This is a genomic window from Tenacibaculum halocynthiae (assembly GCF_964512825.1).
Lineage (GTDB): Bacteria > Bacteroidota > Bacteroidia > Flavobacteriales > Flavobacteriaceae > Polaribacter > Polaribacter halocynthiae.
This window is the reverse complement of the sequence record NZ_CAZELG010000009.1, coordinates 62,540-82,386: the sequence shown is the minus strand read 5'-3', so window position 1 is coordinate 82,386 and position 19,847 is coordinate 62,540. Positions and strand designations below refer to the sequence as shown.

Annotated in this window: 16 protein-coding genes; 8 read left to right on the top strand and 8 right to left on the bottom strand. The window is 29.3% G+C overall.

What is annotated here, in order from left to right:
* Positions 1-107: 107 nt before the first annotated feature.
* Together ACKTTQ_RS01025 and kdsA are read right to left on the bottom strand one after the other, a co-directional pair.
* A complete protein-coding gene (locus ACKTTQ_RS01025) occupies positions 108-1,055 on the bottom strand; it encodes a transglutaminase domain-containing protein (RefSeq protein WP_408048184.1) in 948 nt (315 codons plus the stop codon).
* A 47-nt stretch (positions 1,056-1,102) separates the two neighbouring features.
* The gene (kdsA, locus tag ACKTTQ_RS01020) at positions 1,103-1,921 is read right to left on the bottom strand and encodes a 3-deoxy-8-phosphooctulonate synthase (protein ID WP_408048183.1); all 819 of its coding nucleotides are present in this window, start codon (positions 1,919-1,921) and stop codon (positions 1,103-1,105) included.
* Between the two features lie 71 nt (positions 1,922-1,992).
* Here kdsA and ACKTTQ_RS01015 point away from each other — a divergent pair, with 71 nt between their 5' ends.
* The 5 genes from ACKTTQ_RS01015 (at position 1,993) to ACKTTQ_RS00995 (ending at position 6,297) form a co-directional block, all read left to right on the top strand.
* On the top strand, positions 1,993-2,970 hold the full coding sequence (locus tag ACKTTQ_RS01015; RefSeq protein WP_093869004.1) for a M28 family peptidase: 978 nt from the start codon (positions 1,993-1,995) through the stop codon (positions 2,968-2,970).
* A gap of 30 nt (positions 2,971-3,000) precedes the next feature.
* Complete coding sequence (locus ACKTTQ_RS01010) at positions 3,001-3,555, top strand: hypothetical protein (protein WP_408048182.1); 555 nt, start codon at positions 3,001-3,003, stop codon at positions 3,553-3,555.
* Positions 3,556-3,842: 287 nt separating this feature from the next.
* Positions 3,843-5,330 carry a S8 family peptidase gene (locus ACKTTQ_RS01005; RefSeq protein WP_113786585.1) on the top strand — a complete coding sequence of 496 codons (1,488 nt, stop codon included), beginning with the start codon at positions 3,843-3,845 and terminating at the stop codon, positions 5,328-5,330.
* Positions 5,331-5,435: 105 nt separating this feature from the next.
* A complete protein-coding gene (locus ACKTTQ_RS01000; protein WP_408048181.1) occupies positions 5,436-5,951 on the top strand; it encodes a DUF4136 domain-containing protein in 516 nt (171 codons plus the stop codon).
* Position 5,952: 1 nt separating this feature from the next.
* Positions 5,953-6,297, top strand: a complete 345-nt coding sequence (locus ACKTTQ_RS00995) for a TfoX/Sxy family protein (protein WP_408048180.1) — start codon at positions 5,953-5,955, stop codon at positions 6,295-6,297.
* Between the two features lie 57 nt (positions 6,298-6,354).
* Here ACKTTQ_RS00995 and ACKTTQ_RS00990 read toward each other — a convergent pair whose 3' ends face one another.
* The 5 genes from ACKTTQ_RS00990 to ACKTTQ_RS00970 form a co-directional block, all read right to left on the bottom strand.
* Positions 6,355-8,196 carry a DUF349 domain-containing protein gene (locus ACKTTQ_RS00990; RefSeq protein WP_113786582.1) on the bottom strand — a complete coding sequence of 614 codons (1,842 nt, stop codon included), beginning with the start codon at positions 8,194-8,196 and terminating at the stop codon, positions 6,355-6,357.
* 90 nt (positions 8,197-8,286) lie between these two features.
* Positions 8,287-9,045 (bottom strand): shikimate dehydrogenase family protein, encoded by a 759-nt coding sequence (locus tag ACKTTQ_RS00985; protein ID WP_408048179.1) that lies wholly within the window; start codon positions 9,043-9,045, stop codon positions 8,287-8,289.
* Entirely contained in the window at positions 9,026-10,033 is a 1,008-nt protein-coding gene (locus tag ACKTTQ_RS00980; protein ID WP_408048178.1) for a DUF368 domain-containing protein, read from the bottom strand. The genes ACKTTQ_RS00985 and ACKTTQ_RS00980 overlap by 20 nt, the downstream gene beginning before the upstream one ends.
* A gap of 38 nt (positions 10,034-10,071) precedes the next feature.
* Positions 10,072-10,992 (bottom strand): DUF368 domain-containing protein, encoded by a 921-nt coding sequence (locus tag ACKTTQ_RS00975; RefSeq protein ID WP_408048177.1) that lies wholly within the window; start codon positions 10,990-10,992, stop codon positions 10,072-10,074.
* 10 nt (positions 10,993-11,002) lie between these two features.
* On the bottom strand, positions 11,003-15,367 hold the full coding sequence (locus ACKTTQ_RS00970) for a translocation/assembly module TamB domain-containing protein (RefSeq protein ID WP_408048176.1): 4,365 nt from the start codon (positions 15,365-15,367) through the stop codon (positions 11,003-11,005).
* Between the two features lie 226 nt (positions 15,368-15,593).
* Between ACKTTQ_RS00970 and tsaD the strand changes: the two genes are divergently transcribed.
* From tsaD to ACKTTQ_RS00955, 3 genes are all read left to right on the top strand, one after another.
* Positions 15,594-16,622 (top strand): tRNA (adenosine(37)-N6)-threonylcarbamoyltransferase complex transferase subunit TsaD, encoded by a 1,029-nt coding sequence (gene tsaD / locus ACKTTQ_RS00965; RefSeq protein WP_113786578.1) that lies wholly within the window; start codon positions 15,594-15,596, stop codon positions 16,620-16,622.
* Positions 16,623-16,625: 3 nt separating this feature from the next.
* Positions 16,626-18,476, top strand: coding sequence for an LTA synthase family protein (locus tag ACKTTQ_RS00960; RefSeq protein WP_408048175.1), 1,851 nt, complete (start codon positions 16,626-16,628; stop codon positions 18,474-18,476).
* Between the two features lie 74 nt (positions 18,477-18,550).
* On the top strand, positions 18,551-19,162 hold the full coding sequence (locus ACKTTQ_RS00955) for an aspartyl/asparaginyl beta-hydroxylase domain-containing protein (protein WP_093869015.1): 612 nt from the start codon (positions 18,551-18,553) through the stop codon (positions 19,160-19,162).
* A 63-nt stretch (positions 19,163-19,225) separates the two neighbouring features.
* On the opposite strand, the gene ACKTTQ_RS00950 is transcribed toward ACKTTQ_RS00955, so the two are convergent.
* Positions 19,226-19,843, bottom strand: coding sequence for a thioredoxin family protein (locus ACKTTQ_RS00950; RefSeq protein WP_113786577.1), 618 nt, complete (start codon positions 19,841-19,843; stop codon positions 19,226-19,228).
* Positions 19,844-19,847: the final 4 nt, after the last annotated feature.

Here is a 19,847-nt window from a genome sequence, read left to right as displayed (position 1 = left end):
AGTAAAACCTAATACAATACCTTTCTTATTAAATTTATGCAAGGCAAATTCTATTAGAAAACATCTAATATTTAATCTTAAATGGCAGTTCTATTTAAGTTTATACTCTAAATTAATTTGTACTCTATATAAATTTTACCGTCAACAACTAAAAATAACTTGTTACAATTTTTTGTAGGTGTAATTTTAATATAACCAACATCGTTTTTATAAATAAGACTTGGTTTTTTTGCAAATCTGTAACTACTTAATCCACACAAAACAGTTTGAAATGACGAAAGGTTTTTTACTTTTAAAAGTACAGTGTTTTTCGTTTTAATAATCCCTTTTAAAGGGCCTAATAACTCTAAATTAGTTTTTAAAAAGTCAGAAGAATAAATTGGCTGATCATAAAATTCTTTTTTTGAAAACTTCATTCCAAACAACCATTTTTTATCTTTTGGGTAATGCGTTTTCAAATAATGCTTTTTAGGAAAGTTAAAAAAGTATTCATTAAAATTTGGTTGCCACCTTCCATTTATCACTGCTCCTGATGCCCAAGTAGCATCCATAAGAACCCATTTATTATTTATTTTAACAACATTCCAAGCATGGTTTGGTACATTTAATTTTTCTCCTATATCATAAATAGAATTTCTTACATACCCCTTTATTACTTCATTTTCAAAACCTAGATAACTAAAAACCTTGGCTAAAGTTTGTGCATATCCTTCACAAACTCCTTTGTTTGTTTTTAATGTTTTTGCAACAATACTATCTTTAATGGCTTGTATTTTCTGTAATCTGTCTTCTTCATTTTTATAACTAAAACCAATTCTTTTTTGAGACTGATTTTGATAAGCAGACAGGTTATATTTTATATTGTTAGATACCCAATAAAACACAGCCTTAGCTTGACCTTCTTTAGAAGAAAAATCTTTTGCTACTTTTTTAGCAAGACGTTTAGCTGTTATTTGTTTAGGGTATTTTTTTAGCTTCTCATTAATTTCTTTAAAGTTTTGAGATGTAACATTAAAAGAAATCAATAAAATTAAATATAAAAAAAGTTTGCGCATATTATATTAAGGGATTATAATTTTAACTAACTAACCAAAAACTATGCCTACAATTTAATAATTGTTTTTCTAATAGCAATTAAATTAGTTAATAATGCCTCTAAATATTTTAAATCTAACATATTTGCACCATCACTTTTAGCATTTGAAGGGTCAAAATGAGTTTCAATAAAAAGCCCATCTACATTATTTACAACACCTGCTCTTGCTATTGTTTCAATCATATCAGGTCTACCACCAGTTACTCCACTTGATTGATTTGGTTGTTGCAAAGAATGTGTAACATCTAATACGGTAGGTGCATATTGTCTCATTGTAGGTATCCCTCTAAAATCAACTATCATATCTTGATAACCGAACATAGTACCTCTATCAGTTATCCAAGCGTTCTTATTTCCAGAATCGTGAACTTTTTTTACTGCATGTTGCATTGCTTCTGGGCTCATAAATTGCCCCTTTTTAAGATTTACAACTTTACCAGTTTTTGCAGCAGCTACCACTAAATCTGTTTGTCGCACTAAAAATGCAGGTATTTGTAAAACATCAACAAACTCTGCTGCTTTTTCGGCATCAGATACTTCGTGAATATCGGTAACAGTAGGTACATTAAATGTTTCAGAAACTTTACGTAAAATTTTTAATGCTTTCTCATCTCCTATTCCAGTAAAACTATCAACTCTACTCCTATTCGCCTTTTTAAAACTCCCTTTAAATATATAAGGTATCTCTAACTTGTCAGTTATGGAAATTACTTTTTCAGCAATTCTTAAAGCCATATCTTCACCTTCTATAGCACAAGGTCCAGCTAAAAGAAAAAAGTTATTTGAATTACTATGTTTTATATTAGGAATATCTGATAAATGCATATTAGTTATTTATTTAAAAACAAAAATAAGAAATTAAATTAGCTATATTTAGACTTTAAAATCAATTTAACATGAATAAAAAACCAATATTCCTTTTAGCATTAATTTTCTCGTTTATTTCTTGTAAGCAAACAAAAAATATTAAACGAAATAACACAAAAGTTACTCAAAAAAAGAATATTTCAATAGATTCTTCATTAGTACGTAAACATTTATATACATTATCCTCTGATGAAATGGAAGGGAGAAAGCCTGGAACAGAAGGGATGGAAAAAACTACTGTATATATTGAAAACGAATATAAAAAAATAGGCTTAAAAACTTTTGGTGACCTTAAAAGTTATCGTCAAAACTTTACTCATAAAGGAATTAAAATGAGTAATATTATTGGTGTATTGGAAGGAAAAACTAAGAAAAATGAATTTGTTATTGTATCGGCTCATCATGATCATTTAGGTGTTAAAAAAAGTGGAGATGGTGATCGCATATTTAACGGTGCTAATGATGATGCTTCTGGTGTAGTTGGTGTTTTAACTTTAGCTGAATATTTTGCAAAAAGTGATACTAACGAACGTAGTATTTTATTTGTTTGTTTTACAGCTGAAGAAATGGGGTTAATAGGGTCTACATACTTTGGTAAAGGAATTGACCCAACTAAATTTGTTGCTGGAATTAACTTAGAATTAATAGGAAAAGAACCAAAAACTGGTCCAAAAACTGCTTGGTTAACTGGTTTTGATCGCTCTAACTTTGGTAAGATCATTCAAAAAAACCTTGAAGGAACTGACTATAAATTATTTCCTGACCCGTATCTAAAGTTTAACCTGTTTTTTAGATCAGATAATGCGTCCTTAGCTCGCTTAGGAGTTCCATCACATACCTTTTCAACAACTCCTATTGATATAGATCCAGATTATCATAAGGTTTCAGATGAAGCAGAAACTTTAAATGTTGGGGTTCTAACAGAAACTGTTAAAGCAGTAGCAAAAGGTACTGAAAGCATTATTAATGGTAAAGATACACCTACAAGAGTTGTTATAAAAGAATAGTCCTGTGCAATTACATAAAACACTGAAATAATGAATGTTATTCAAGAATTAACAGAAAAATATAATGGGAAATATTCAGAAGAATCAACTATAAATGTAAACAGTCCGATTGGAAAATACGTTTATAAACCAAAAAGTGGCATTATAGAACTTGATGGAACTAAAATAAGTATTAATTTAAATGAAGTTGCTGGAGCAATGCCAGTAACTGAACCGTTTCGGATTACTTTACATTTGGATAAAACTTACACAACTGAATTAACAATATTCCCAATTGATTCGTGGAATAAATTTCTGAATTTCATTATACCGCAACGAGGAAAGTTTGTTCATAAGTCGCTTGTAAAACAATTTTTGTTTCGAGGAAATATAGACTTGATAAAACAACTCGCAATTGATAAATTCTTTTGTAACGAAATTTTAAATGACAAAATTTATATAAAAACCGGAGTTAAGACAACCACCCAAATTACTTTAACACCTGAATATGGAATTAAAGATATTAAACAACTTGAAAAATATGTTTCTGTACTAAAACGAATTGAAAATAAAATAAAAGCGTCACACAACAATTTATATTCGTAAATACTGTGGACTCAACTATCTTCTTATCAAATTCACTCGGAATAACTAAAAATTAATACTAAACCGAAAAAAGCATTAACCCTTACTGAAAATCAAGATTTTACAAAACCTATATAATTTCTAAACAATTATTAAAAAGCAAGAATGATTTTCTTGCTTTTTTTGTTTTCTTAACATTAAACTAATGATAATTTAATAATTCAAACAACACTATATTGACAATTACTCTTAAATTTTATTAATTTTTTACTACATTCGCTAAAATTTAATAACAAACCCTTCAAATTATGAAAAAAAATCTTTTAAGTATTGGGATAATCTTTATGATGTTCTCTTGCTCTACAAACGATTCATTAGAAATTCAAAATCAAGAACAAAAAGAGTTATTATCAAAAACAGAAATTAATAGTGTTATCAAAAAATCTTTAGAAACTAAAGGAGATTTTAAATGGTCAGACCAAGATGTTCATACCATATGGAGTGCTATTAAACATGGAAATAACCTTTTAACTATAGGTTATGGAAACTCAAAAAACAACTATCAAAGAAGTTCAACTTCTCAAAATATAAAAAATCAAATCTTAGCTTTAGTTAATAGTATAGAAAAAACTGCTTCTAAAGGGAAGAATGAGATTTTTGCTGATGAAAACATTAATGTTATTGATCTTAAAGTAACAAACAAAGAAACTATTAAAGTTTTACTAAACGATAAACGAGTTCGATATATAGAACCTGCTGATTATAGTTTTTTTAGTACTTCTAGCCAACAAAGGTCTAGTTCTTCTGGAGGTTCTGGTTGTGGTTATAACCAATTAACCTTAAACTCTAATGATTACCGAACTGTTACGCCAGGAGCAAGAGTACCTTGGGCTTTTGATGCTCATAAAATACCTCAAGCTTGGAATTACAGTACAGGTTCAGGAGTTACAGTAGCTATTATAGATTCAGGGTTATCGCCAGAACAAAAATGGATGAATCAATATTTTAATGATGGATATTCTTCAGGTAGATCGGTACAGAAATACGGAACTTTTGTAGATTCATGGTGGGCATGGTCAAACAACTATGATGGTGTTAACGATAAATGTGGACACGGAACTAAAATGGCCGCTGTTGCTACTGCTCCAAGAAACAATGACAACCTTCCTGTTGGTGTTGCTTACAATGCTAATTTAGTTAGCTATAGAGCTGTTGAAAATGTTTTAATAAATGATTATCATGAAAAAAGAGGTATTGCTGAAGCTTTAACTGCTCTAGGTAACAGAAGTGATGTAAAAGTAATTTCAATGTCTATTGGTTCTCCTTTTAGTATTGGTAGAGTTGAAGATGCTGTAAAATATGCATACAATAGAGGGAAAATGATTTTAGCTGCTGGTGGTACATCTACTTCATTTACTACTTGGTATGGAGTAATTTTCCCTGCTAGCATGAATGAAACTGTTGCGGTTACTGGTGTTAAAGAAGGTCAATATAGTAAATGTGACGTATGTCATTCTGGTTCTAAAATAGACTTTACTGTACAAATGCAAAGAAGAAATGGAACTGATAATAAAATACCAGTTTTAAGTTATTATAACGGTAAAGAAAACTATGTTGGAGGGTCATCAGTAGCAACTGCTACAACTGCTGGTATTGCTGCTTTAGTGTGGGCAAAACATCCAGGTTGGTCGCGTGCTCAGGTTTTACAAAAAATGAAAGAGTCTGCTGATTTTTACCCTAATAAGCATTCTGAATATGGATACGGAAATATTGATGCTTTAAAAGCTGTTCAATAAATAGATTAATCAACTAACTAATCTTTGCAAAAGCTTCGTTTATTCGAAGCTTTTTGTATTTTTATAAGGTATAGTTTTTGCTATTCTTTTATTAAAAATAACATCATGAATAAATTAAAATATCTCTTTCTATTTCTTTTTATAAGTTGTTCTACTAGTAGAGTAGTATATGACTACGATAGCAAAACAAACTTTAAAAAGTACAAAACATTCAATTTTTTTGAAGACGCTGGTAAAGGACTGAATGAATTAGATATAAAAAGAGTTACACAAATAATTACAGAAAACTTAAACATTAAAGGAATGGAAATTTCTGAAACTCCTGATTTTTACGTTAATTTCTTTTCAAAAGAAAGAGAATCTGCTAATAGAAATACTATTGGAGTCGGAATTGGTGGTGGAGGAAATATCGGCTTTGGTATTTCTGGTGGAATACCGATAGGTAGAAAAAAAATAAACCAAATACTTACCATTGATTTTGTTGAGGCAACATCAAATGAGCTAATATGGCAAAGTGAAATAAACAGTGAAATGAATGAAAGAGCTTCACCTAATGAAAAGAAAACACACTATTCTCAAATAGTTAAAAAATCTTTTACAAAATATCCTCCAAAAAAATAGTATGGCCTACGATACGTTTTTATCTGACAGAATTTCTCATTTTTTTCAAAACGAAAATATTTTCTTTATAGAAAAGAAAATGTTTGGTGGACTCAGTTTTATGATTAATGATAAAATCTGTGTTGGAGTTATTAAAAATGAAGTTATGGCTCGGATTGATCCAGGTATTTATGAAGAATCCTTAACAAAAACAGGATGTAATACCATGAATTTTACAGGAAGACCAATGAAAGGCTTTGTTTTTTTGTCTAATGAAGCCATTGATTTAGACGAAAACTTATATTACTGGTTACAGTTAGCACTTGATTATAATCCAAAAGCAAAATCGAATAAGAAAAAACTTTAAAATAAAAAAACGGTAGAAATTTCTTTCTACCGTTTTTTTTAAAATATATACAACTAATTAATAGTTTAACTTCTTAAGGTAATCTAACTTTAATTGCCAAATGTCTAACTCATCTTTGAATTTCTGAATTCCATTTCGAACATTTTTCACTAAAGGATTATCTTCAGTTGCATTAGAAATAAAACTCAAATTGTTTTCTAACTGCTGCATTTCACGAACATTCTCATCTATTTTTCTTCTAATAAATAATTGTTCGCTATCTAATTTTCTATAATCTTTTTGAGTTAAATATCCTTCAATAACATTTTTAAACTTCATTATTTCTATATCTGCTCTCCCCATATTTAAATTATTAAGGTGAGTATCTATAGCTTTGTTAAATTTTTCGTTTAAATGTCGTGCATTTCTAGGTAAAACCCCTAATTCTTTCCATTTAGAAATAGATTCTTTTACCTCATCAAGCGTTAAATTTTCTTTAGCCTTTATTTCTTCGATAAATTCTTTTTTACCTTCAACAACAACTAATTGTTCTTTATTTAATTCATTTTTACGCTCGTGAAGTCTATCAAAATAATGATTACAAGCCCCTTTAAAACGCTTCCATATTTCATCCGAAAATTTTCTAGGAACGTGACCTATTTTTTTCCAATCAGATTGTATACGTTTCATTGTATTTGTAGCAGTATCCCAATCATCACTATCTTTCAAACTCTCAGCTAACTCTACTAATTCTATTTTAAGCTTTAAGTTATTACTTTGCGCTCCTTTTTCTTCTTTATAAAAAACATTTTTTGAAGCATTAAACTTCTTTGTTGCTGCTTTAAATTGTTGCCATACCGCTTCACTTTTACTATATGGAAGCTTTCCTATATCGAAATACTTCTTTCTTAAAGCTTCAATTTCAACAATGCTCTTTTGCCAATCATTGTGCGTTTTATTATTAGAAGTATCGTAAGCATTAATTTCCGCTACAACTTCTAATTTCGCATCAATCATTTCTTGATGTTTTGTTCTTAAAACTTTAAAATGCTGGTGGCGCTTGTCATGTATTTTTTTTGTAGCCTCACTAAATTTACCCCAAACATCTTCTCTATGTTCTTTTCCTACAGGTCCAATTTCTTCTTTCCATAAACGATGTAAATCTTGTAACTCTTTAAAAGCTTCGTTTATATCATCCTTTTCATTTAATGCCTCAGCTCGTGCAATTAATTTTAACTTCTCTTCTAAGTTATGTTTAAAATCAAGCTCTCTAAAATCTTTATTTAAGTGTAGTAAATCATAGAATCGCTCAACATGATGATGATACGTTTTCCATGTATCATTATACTTTGTTTTAGACACGGGTCCTATTTCTCTCCATTGCTTTTGAATTGCTTGAAAATCATTGTACATTGTTTTTACATCACCACTTTCAATTAATGTTTTTAATCCTTCAATTAAAACATTTCTTTTTTCAAGATTCTCTTTAAGCTTCTTCTCTAATTGTGAATAGTAAGCATCACGTTTCGTTTTATACTCACCTAATAATTTATTATAAGCTGTTTTTACTGGGCTAGAAAATTGAAAATCTATTGAGTTTCCTCCTTCAGCCAAAAAAGCTTCTTTCTTTTCAGCTAATAATTTACCAAATTTAGCATTGAACGAATTTTTAATTGCATCAACGTTATTTTTTAATTGTTGAACAGGATATGCTTTTAATAGTTTCTCTAGTTCATCAACCAATTTATCTAGCTCCATAGTTGCATAATCAAGCATTGGAATTTCATGCCTTTCTTCTGCCTTTTCTGATTCTTGAGCTACTTCATTTTCAACTTCATTAACAGCCTTATCTGTTTCATTTACGGTTGTACTTTCTTCATTTATTGGTTGTTCAACCTGTTCTTCGTTGTTTTCTAACATATCTACAATGTTTAAGTTCCTTTTTATTAGTTGTTAAAGATAAGCATTCTTATAAAATAGCAAACTTTATTTTTAACGAACATTCAATGATTATTTATTCCAAATTTTCCATGCTTTCTCAGCTTGCTGCTCTAGCATTTCTAATCCATTTTTTATAGTTGCACCTTTTTCTTTTCCTTTTTGTAAAAAGGTTGTTTCTGAAGGGTTGTATATTAAATCATACAACATATGTTTCTCACTAACAAACTCATATGGTATACTGGGGCAGTTTTCTATATTTGGGTGAGTACCAAGTGGTGTACAATTTATTAACAATAAATGTGACATCATTACTTTTTCAGAAACATCCGCATAGGTTATAGTATCTTTTCCTTTTGGTGTTCTTGACACAAATTTATACTCAATATTTAATTTATCAAGTACATAAGCTACAGCTTTTGAAGCTCCACCAGTACCCAATATTAAAGCTTTTTCATGATGCTTTTTCAACAACGGAGTTAATGATTTTTTAAAACCATATACATCCGTATTATATCCTATAAGTTTTCCTTTTTTTGTTATTCTTACAGTATTTACAGCTCCTATTTTACTAGCTTTTTTATCAATTTTATCTAGAAAATCAAAAATCTCTAACTTATAAGGAATGGTTACATTCATTCCTTTTATGTCATTTTTATGCTCTTTTATTTTTTTAGTAAACTCTTCTATCTTTTGAATATCAAAGTTTACATATTCATGTTTTCTTAGTCCTAATTTTGAAAATTTCTCTGTAAAATACCCTCTAGAAAAAGAATAAGAGATGTTTTTTCCTACTAATGCAAATAGGTATTTATTTTCGTTTTCTTCCATAAAAATCTATCACTAAAATTATAATTATTCCTATAATTACAAAACCTATTGAAATCCACGTTTCTTTATCCTGTATATCTGGAATGTAACGTTGATAATTTTCTACTATTTTATTTCCTTTTTTATCAAGTAAAAATGTTGCTTCTGTAGTTTTATAAATTGTTTTTTTCCATGGCCAAACAATTCCTAATGAACCAGTAATGAATCCTATAATAACGGCAGTAACTATTTGATGCCATCGTTTTAATACATATCCTAATATATGCGATATGGAAACTAACCCGAAAGCAGAACCAGCTGTAAAAACGGCTATAATTTTAAGATATCTAACTTTAACAGCATCTTTAAGCACCTCAAAATTTCCTGAAAATAAATTTGCAACTACATTTCCAAATACGTTTACACTATCAACTAAAAGCAATACATAATTACCTAGTAATATTAAAATAAAAGAACCTGAAAGTCCAGGTAAGGTCATTCCAGAAACACCAATTATTCCACATAAAAAAACAAACCAAAGGTTATCGTTTTCTTTTGCAGGTGTCATAAAACTTATACCTATTCCTATTGAGGCACCTATTAATAAACCTACAATGTTTTTAAGTTCCCACTTACCAAAATCTTTAGAGATATAATAAATTGATCCTAAAATCATTCCAAAAAACCAAGCCCAAACATACTGCTCATAGTTTTTCAAAAAATAATCTAGTAGTAAAGAAATACTAAAATAGCTAAACATACTACCTAGCATTACTAATACCAAGAATTGTAAATTGGTATAACGTGCAAAACTTTTTAAACGGCCTGTTAATAATAGCTTAAATGCTTTTCCGTTTATTCGTTGAAACGTAAAAATGAGTTCTTCATAAAAACCCATAACAAAAGCAACCATACCACCAGAAACGCCAGGAACCTTATTTGCTCCTCCCATTGCCAATCCTTTTAAAAACAAATTGACTTTTTGAATAAATGTTCGTTCTTTTTGCATGTAGCTTAATTAGAAAAAACTAAAATACAGTTTTTCTACTACTTTTTTACGGCTAATTTCTCTAATAATAAGATTAAACCAAAACCAACAATTGCTAAGATTAATGCATTGATTAATTGAGGTTCACCATTAAAATTTTGTGGCAAAATACTTTTCTCTAGAAGAGGCTTTACCACCCCATGCCTATCAGTATATGTTGAAATTATACTTTTCCATGGCCATACCTTATTCAATGACCCCAACATAAGTCCAGTTAAAGCTATCAACATTTCGTTTTTATAATTAGCAAATAACCATTTTAATAGTTTAGAGAAAGTAGTTAATCCTACAATAACTCCAATTATTATTGCTGAAATAATTTTCAAATCTTTGTTCGTTAAAGCTGTCATTACTAATGGGTAAACACCTATTAATAATAATATATAAGAACCTGATATCCCTGGAAGTATCATGGCACATGAGGCTATTGCACCAGAGAATATTAAAAACAAATAACTAGCTTCCTGGCCATTAGTAGAGGGGACTACAGTAATAAAATAACCAAATCCAATCATTAATAGGCCAATAATTATACTTACAACATTCCACTTCTCTACTTGTTTAGCTATGTATAATATGCTTGCTAACACTAAGCCAAAAAAGAAAGACCATAACAAAATTGGTTTGTGTTCCAACAACCATTTAATTGCTTTTGCTAAAGAAACAATACTAGTAAGAATACCAATAAAAAGTGCAGCTAAAAAATTACCATTCAACTGATTCCAAGCTTTTTTTAGCCCTTCATTTTTTAGTGTTTGAAATAAACTTAGATTTATATTACTTATAGAACTTAGTAACTCTTCATAAATACCCGAAATAAAAGCTATAGTTCCTCCAGAAACTCCAGGAACTACATCCGCTGCTCCCATTCCCATTCCTTTTAACCCAATGATTAAATAATCTTTTATTGTTCTACTCATGTATAGTTAGTTATTTATCTTTCTTTTTAGTTGATTTAAAATGTATTAATTTTTTCTTCTTTTTAGCAATGGTATCTTTTTTCTCTTCTTTCTTTTTCTTCTTCTTTTTTAGCCCTAACTTTTCTCCTAACTCTGACAAGTTATTAAAATTAACTTGATAAGATAATCCAACCCCTTGAGTATACCCTTCTTCGTCAGTAGAATATTGCACATCATTTTGTCTATTAAAAACAGTTCCTCTAAAATTACCTTCTTCATTAAGTAATACTTCTACTTTTACTTCTCCAACAACACTTGTTTGAGTATTTGCTCCTACAGGAACACCTACTTTCCCATTTACAATTACCCTATTGCTCAACTGAGTACTTACTGATACATCAACTTGATCATCACTATTTAAATTATCAACATTACTTCTATCTCCTTGGGTGTACCCAACCCCAACCTGAAATTTATTGTCTTTACTATTTAGCATATTAGACAAAATACTTGAAGCTATTTCTGATGCAGTTCCTGTTAAACCTGATGTTGCACTATTCCCTATAGCTTCATCATTATAAAATGTTCCAAAAGCTAATAAAAATGAAAAGTGTTGCATCTTCGTATTTAAATCATTTTCATTTAAAATAAACTCTAACTCAGAACTCACTGTTGAATTAGCATTGGGTATTTTAATATCAAACTCTTGCTTTGAATTAAATAAACCTCCTGTAATTTTTGTGTATAAATCTATAGGTATCTTTCGAGTAGAATTTACATTATCTAATACTTGTGCAGGATTCGCTTTTGTTCTATACACAGCAGTTATATCAAGTTCAGCATCGTATGGATTACCACTCCAAGATATAGTACCTCCTTTTTGCACTACAAACGGCTTATTTATACCAGCATATTTAAAATTATACAATCCGTTATCAACTGTAAAATCACCAAACATATTAAATTTACCACGAGTGTCAATATCAATAAATAAATTTCCTTGTCCGCTACCCCTTAACTCACTACCTGATACTTTATCTATTACCACTTGTGCTATCGCATCTTTTGTTACATCAAGCCTTATTTTTAAATCTAATCCTTTAATGTCATCTATTAACTTACTCTTTTCATCTTTAACAACTCCTCTTTTTTCAAAATGAATTAACTTATAATTATCTATCATTTTAATATCACTCAAAGGAATAACAAACTTAGTTCCTGGTTGCGTACTTCCGTTTACATCAATATCTAAGTTACTTGTAACTCCTCTTATTTCTGCCCTTCCCTTTAAAAATCCAGTTCCATAATATTGTACTTCCTCGCTTTCTTCTGTATCTAAAATCAATAAATTATCAGTGTTAATATTTAGATTCATAAACCACAAATCAAAATTTTGATGTGCAATATACCCAGATAAAGTACCTTGTGTTTTATGCTTAATATCTTCTAAAATTACATCATCTAATTTAAATTGTTGTCCCTCTAAATCAATTCTAGTATTTCCTTTAAGATCAAAATCCACGTTCAAATAAGGAAAAGCCAATCCTGCATTTTTTAAATCTAAATACCCATCAAAATCTGGATTTCTTAAAAAACCAGTAGCCGTAAAATTCCCTGTAACCTCTCCTCTTAATTTTGAAAGCACCTCACCTCCTAACGGACTAAATGCAGCTATTTTATACTCTTCTAAAGCTATATTTAAATCTACAGTTGGTCGTTTTTTACTAAAATCTAATCCTCCCGTTGCTGAAATACTCTTTGCCTTATCGGTAGAAAGTAACATATTTACCTTGTACTTTTCATACGAATTATCCCCAGTAATATCCAATGTTAGATCTCCTTGTTCAAAATCATTAATCTTAAAATCTTTAATTAATAAATTTGCTTTAGGACTTAACTTATCTTCGTTCTGTTTAAAATCTACAACTCCATTAACCTCTCCATTTAACTTTAAACTATCAATAGAAGGTAAAAAACTTTCTAACTTTACTTTTGTGAAATTCGCTTGTAAATCTTTATAATTAGATCCCTTTATAGCTCCTTTCAATGCTATTTTTTGATCATTAGATTGAAAAACAAAAGGGCTGATTATAAAATCGTTCTCTTTTAAATTAAAGGTTACCTTATTTTCTTTATTACTTTTTGGATTTATTACCCAATCAAAGCCTTTATAGTTTAACATTGATTTTTGTACACCAACCACCCACTTTTGGTCTTTATCAATTGTATAATAAAAATCTAAATTGAAATCTTCTTCATAATTTTTCCCTCCTTTAAATTCTGATTTAAAAAATAGTGTATCATTTTGCGTTCTATTAATTAAATTCAATTTTTCAATATCATAATATTTAGAATCTATTTTACCTGCAGTTAAGTGAGTATTATAAAGTGGATTTTTATTATTTAATCGTAATAAAACATTATCTATTAAATTTCCATAGGCATTAATTTCTGGAGATGAAAAAGTAAGCTTTAACGAGTTTTCATTTGATTTTATTTTTCCTTTCAAGCGTGTATTTTTACCTATTGATATTTCAGGTAAAAAGACATCAATTATTTGATTATAAATGGTAAAATCGAAATCTAAAAATTGATTTGGGGTGACTTTAAAAGGCTCATAATTTGTATACACGCTTCCCAATGCGTTTTGTGTAACTAAAGACAATTCATTAAATAAAAATTTACCTTTTAATTTACCTTTTACAATATCTTCTGAATTTACTTCTATTGTTTTAATACTGTCTTTTACTGCAGAACTTATATCAAACTTTTTAAAAGTATACGACTGTTTCTGATTTTTATAAACAAAGTTTTTAAATGTTGCTTTCCCTACAATATCATCAAAAGTATTCCCTGAAACATTAAGTTTCACTTTTCCTTTTAATTCTGCTATGTTATCTCTAGTAAATAAATTTGTTTTTTTAAGATCAATTTTATCAATATCTGCCTCAAAATCAAACTTATTGATTGCTGAAGAGAAGTCAGCTAACCCTTCAAATTTCATTTTAAAGTTATCATCTTCAGAGCTTAAAAACCCATCAAATTTCTTATTTTGAAATTGACCGTTTACACTTAAGTTTTTATACTGGTATTTATTAAAATCAAGAGTGCTAATATTTCCTATAATGGTTGTATTAATATTATCTACGTTGAAACCACTTCCATTCACATCTGCTTTTAATGATATTTTACCCAATAATGGGTCATTAGCAAAAACACCTAAATCAAAATCTATGAATTCTACCTCACCTACATAAGCAGCTTCGTCAATGTTATCTATATTGGTAAGTTGTAAGTCAGAAATAGTTGATCCTATCTCAGAATCTACTGACAACGTAGCTTCCATTTGCTCAGGGGTAACTTTAACTAATCCAGACATTGTAAAGTTTCCTAATCGTTGAAACTCGGTTGGTAATGTTTTTCCTAATAAATTAGGAAGTACACTTTTTAATTGAAAATAATTGGCTGTAACATTTTCTAGATCCCCATCAAAAATAAAACCTCTATCTGTATTTAATGCATTCACAAAACCAAGATCTCCAATAATTCTCATTCCTCGTTTAGATCTTAACTTTACATTACTTGCACTAAAATTATTTAAAACTCCATCAATAGTACCTGTAAAATACATTACATCACTACCTCTAAGCTCTTTATATAATTTATTTAAATCTTTAGCAGCAAGTGCACTTTTATCAAAAACAGCTTTAATCTGGACTTTATCAGAGAAATCAACTAAATCCTTTCTATTATATGTGAATTTTATGTTAGCTTTTAATACAGACTCATTATCAGTTTCTATAACCGTATCATCAAACAACATATGTGTTTTCGTATACTTAAAATCAGTAGTTAAGTTAGTTATGTTTACACCTCTATTATCAGTAAGGTACATTTTTTTGATATCCATAGAAACATCTGGACCAACTACAGAGAAGTCTTGTAAATTACCTCCTCCATTAAATGCTGCAAATTGTAGAGCATCTTTTTTATTATAATCAAACAACTTAAATGTTAAGTCTTTTAATTGAATATTATTACTTCTTAAAATAAATGGTGTTGATAAACTATCTTTAGGTTTTCCATCTTCAAAACTGTCAATAAAAATGGACATATTATCATTATTCTCATCTTTATACGTTTTCATGTAAAAATGAATTCCACTAAGAGAAGCTGCCCCTAAATCTACTTTATTATCTAAAACCTTTTTAGCGTTTTGTATAGATGTACTTAAGTTTTTAACAAAAATAAGAGTATCTTGATGATGATCTCTAATTTCAATTCCTTTTAATTGTACACTACCTAACCAAGATAAATCTATTTTTTTTACTACTATATTGGTACCATAACTTTCATTTATACTTTTTGTAGCATAGCTTCCTAGTTTACTTTGCACCGCTGGTATCGACAAGAAAAACATAAGCAACAACAAAAAAAGCACAACGTACTTTACTGTTCTAAATATTATTTTTTTTACTTTTTTTATAATAAAATTTTTAGTGAAAACAATTTAACAAAAGTAACTAGCAAACCCCAAAAATCTTGCCTTATTGCAAAGAAAATTCGATTTTAACGAATTTCTAACGCATTATGAATATTTTTGCTCTTTAATTCTTTTTAATTTGAGCACTAAAAACATTTATATTTTAGGTATTGAAAGCTCTTGTGACGACACAAGTGCTGCTGTTATTTGTAATGGTAAAGTTTTAAGCAATGTAGTTGCCAACCAAGAAATACATGCCAAATACGGCGGTGTTGTTCCTGAATTAGCTTCAAGAGCTCACCAACAAAACATTGTTCCAGTTGTACAGCAAGCTATAGAACAAGCTGGTATTACTAAAGAAGATTTAAATTCAATTGCTTTTACAAGAGGTCCTGGATTAATGGGGTCTTTACTTGTGGGGACTTCTTTTGCAAAATCATTAGCTTTAGGTTTAAACATTCCTTTGATAGATGTTAATCATATGCAGGCACATATTTTAGCTCACTTTATAGAAGAAGAAGGTTGTAAAATACCGCCATTTCCTTTTGTTTGTTTAACCATTAGTGGAGGCCATACTCAAATTGTTAAAATCACTAATCATTTTGAAATGGAAATTCTTGGTGAAACTATAGATGATGCAGTTGGAGAAGCCTTTGATAAATCGGCAAAAATATTAGGACTCCCTTATCCAGGTGGTCCATTAATTGATAAATATGCTCAACTTGGAGACCCAAAAGTGTTTAAATTTACAAAACCTAAAGTAGGTGAGTTAGATTTTAGTTTTAGTGGTTTAAAAACTGGGATTTTATATTTCATTCAACGAAATGTAAAAGAGAATCCTAATTTTATTAAAGAAAATTTACATGATATTTGTGCTTCAATCCAATATACAATTATTGAAATTTTAATGGAGAAGCTTAAAAATGCAGTAAAACATACTAATATTAAGCATATAGCAATAGCTGGAGGAGTTTCCGCAAATTCTGAAATTAGAAAACGCCTACAGTTAGCAGAGAAGCATTGGGGCTGGACTACTTATATTCCTAATTTTGAATACACAACTGATAATGCTGCAATGATTGCTATTACTGGTTATTTAAAATATCTAAACAAAAACTACGCTGATGTTTTTGTTACAGCGAAAGCTAGACTAAAAGTTACTGAATAAACTATGAAATCACTAAAAAACAGACTTTCACTTAGCTTTAATTATTTTGTATTATGGCTGCTCTATTTTTCTTTTTCTCGTTTTTTATTTTTAGCTTTTTATTACGATAAAACTTTTGATCTTGATTTTATTACCATCTTGAAAACATTTTTACATGGATTAAAATTAGATGCTTCTTTTTCAGGTTATCTATCTTTAATTCCTTTTTTGATTTTTTTATTCTCAATTTGGATTCCTAAAAAAATAGTTGCTTTATTAATTAAAAGCTATACCTACCCTGTTATATTTATAATTAACTTATTTATGTTAATTGATATCGTTTTGTATAAATCGTGGGGAGTTCGTATTGATTCTACTTTACTAACTTACATCAATACTCCAAAAATAATGCTTGCTTCAGTAACTGTAACCATGTTAATTGGTGGAATTATTAGTTGGCTTGTTATTTCTGGTTTCACAACTTATCTTTTCAATAAAAAACTAACGACTCTTTTTAATAATTTAGAAAAAGGAAAAATATGGGAAGCTCCTATTTTTTTAGTTTTATTTGCTGCTCTTATACTACCAATCAGAGGCGGTGTTCAAACTATACCTATAAACCAAAGTAATGTTTATTTTTCTAAACATATGTTTGCTAATCACGCAGCAGTAAATTTTATATGGAATTTTTCTAACACATTAACTCACAAAACAGAAGACACAAATCCATATCAAAATTTCAATCCTAATAATGCTACAGAGATAATTGATAAAACAAGGAATCAACTATTAGCTAGCAATGATTCTATATTAAAAACATTGAAACCAAATGTTATTTTAATCATTTGGGAAAGTTTATCTGCTAAAGCTGTAGGTGCATTAGGAGGAGAACCTAATGTTACAGAAAACCTAAATCAATTAGCAAAAGAAGGAATTTTATTTACTAATTTTTATGGAAATGGAGATAGAACAGACAAAGGATTAGTTGCTGTTTTAAGCGGTTATTATCCTCAACCTACTTTAAGCATTATTAAAATGCCACATAAAACAAGAAAGCTTCCAATGTTAACTAAGGAAATGAAAAATTTAGGTTACAATACAGCTTTTTACTATGGAGGTGACACCAATTTTGGAAATATGAATACCTATTTAAGAAATGGGGATATTGATTTCATGCTAGACGGTAGTGCTTTTGATAAAGAAAATTGGAATTCAAAATGGGGAGCACATGATCATATTTTCTTAGATCGCGTTATGAAAGATTTATCTAAACCTCAACTAGAAAAACCTTTTTTCAAAATAGCTTTAACATTAACCAGTCATGAACCTTATGAATTTCCTGACACCTATAAATTTGGAAAAAATTCAGAAGAAAATCTTTATAAAAGTGCACAAGCATATACAGACAAAGCAATTGGAAAATTTATTTCTGATGCCAAAAAACAACCTTGGTGGGACAATACATTAGTTGTGATTATGTCTGACCACGGACATCCACTACCTAAACATAAAGGATATTTTAACTCTCCTAAAAAATTCCAAATTCCAATGGTTTGGTTAGGTGGTGCACTTGCTAAAAAAGGAATTACTGTTGATAATTTCGGTTCACAAATTGATTTCTCATACACGTTAACTCATTTATTAAAAGGGAATGCTAGCCAGTTTAAATTCAGCAAGCATCTTTTTAATAATTCTGAGGAACAATACATTCATTATATTTTTAATAAAGGTTTTGGTACTGTAGGAAAAAATGGAAGTTTTGTGTATGATTATGTAAGTAATAAACCTGTATTACAAGAAGGAAATTATAAAACATTAGACTCTTTGGGTAAAGCCATAACTCAAGAAGCTTATCAAGATTTCCTAAACAAATAAGCTCCTATTGATTTTTAATTAATTTCAATTATCTTAGCTATAGCTAGACTAATATAACTTAATCTAAAAACTTTATGGAAAACGCAATTGAACCTTCTATATCAAAAACACATAATGATCGTGTATTGCTCCCTTTTCAGTTTGATGTAAGCAAAATGCTGAAAGAATTTGAAGATTTAAAACAGCAGCATTTAATTAAGTATGAATATTATGATACAATTCCTTTAAGAGCCCCAGCGCATATTGTAGACAAATCATTACCATTCCCCCCTCCAGCCGATGATTACGCTGATGGTTCTTGGACAGATTGGCTCGACACTACTGAGCTTAAAGAATCTCCTTATTTAACTAGTATTGTAAATACTTTTAAGGAACACACAAAAGTAACACTCGTTAGGTTACTTCGCTTAGCTCCTGGTGCTGTAGTTAAAGAACATAACGATCCAACATTAGCTCTTGAAATAGAAAAATCTGTAGTACGCCTTACCATACCTATTTTTGGTAATGATGATGTTACCTTTTATTTAAATAATACTCCTGTAGCAATGCAACCGGGTGAATGTTGGTATTTAAAACTAAATGATCCTCATAAAATAACCAACTACGGAAAAACGGAACGTGTAAATTTAACTATTGATATGATTCCTAATAACTGGTTAAGGAACATCATAAAAAAAGCAAATTAAACCAACATAAAACCCCGAACTTTTAAGTTCAGGGTTTTATATTTTTATGCTATAAATAAGATATTAACTTCTCTTATATTTAATAGAACATCCAATTGCACGTGTATCCGTTTTGGTAGGTTTATTACCTTTTAATAAAGCATCAACTGCATTCTCTACAAAACGTTCAGAAACATTACTTTCGCTACGAGAACTATCATCAATAGCTCCAATATACTCAACAATTAGTTTGCTTTTGTTTTTACTTAAAATATAAACATGAGGTGTTTTAGTTGCTCCATACATTGGATATACTTTTTGTCCTTCATCAAATAAATACGGAAACGTAAACCCTTTTTCTTTAGCTCTAACTTTCATAGATTCAAAATCATCTCCTGAAGAAACAGCTGGATCATTTGGATTTATTGCGATTACCGGATATCCTTTCTCTTTATATTTTTTATCTAAAGCTATAAGACGGTCTTCATTTGCTACAGAATATGGACATTTGTTACACGTAAAAACAACAATAAAACCTTTAGCCTTTTTATAGTTCGCTAAAGAAACCATGGTGTCATCGATATTTTTCAATTTAAAATCAGAAGCTACATCTCCTACTTTATAACCTCCGTTATCATTAATTGTAAATGCAGAAACTACAGCAGCAACAGTTAACACTAGTATTGTTTTAAAAGTTTTCATAATT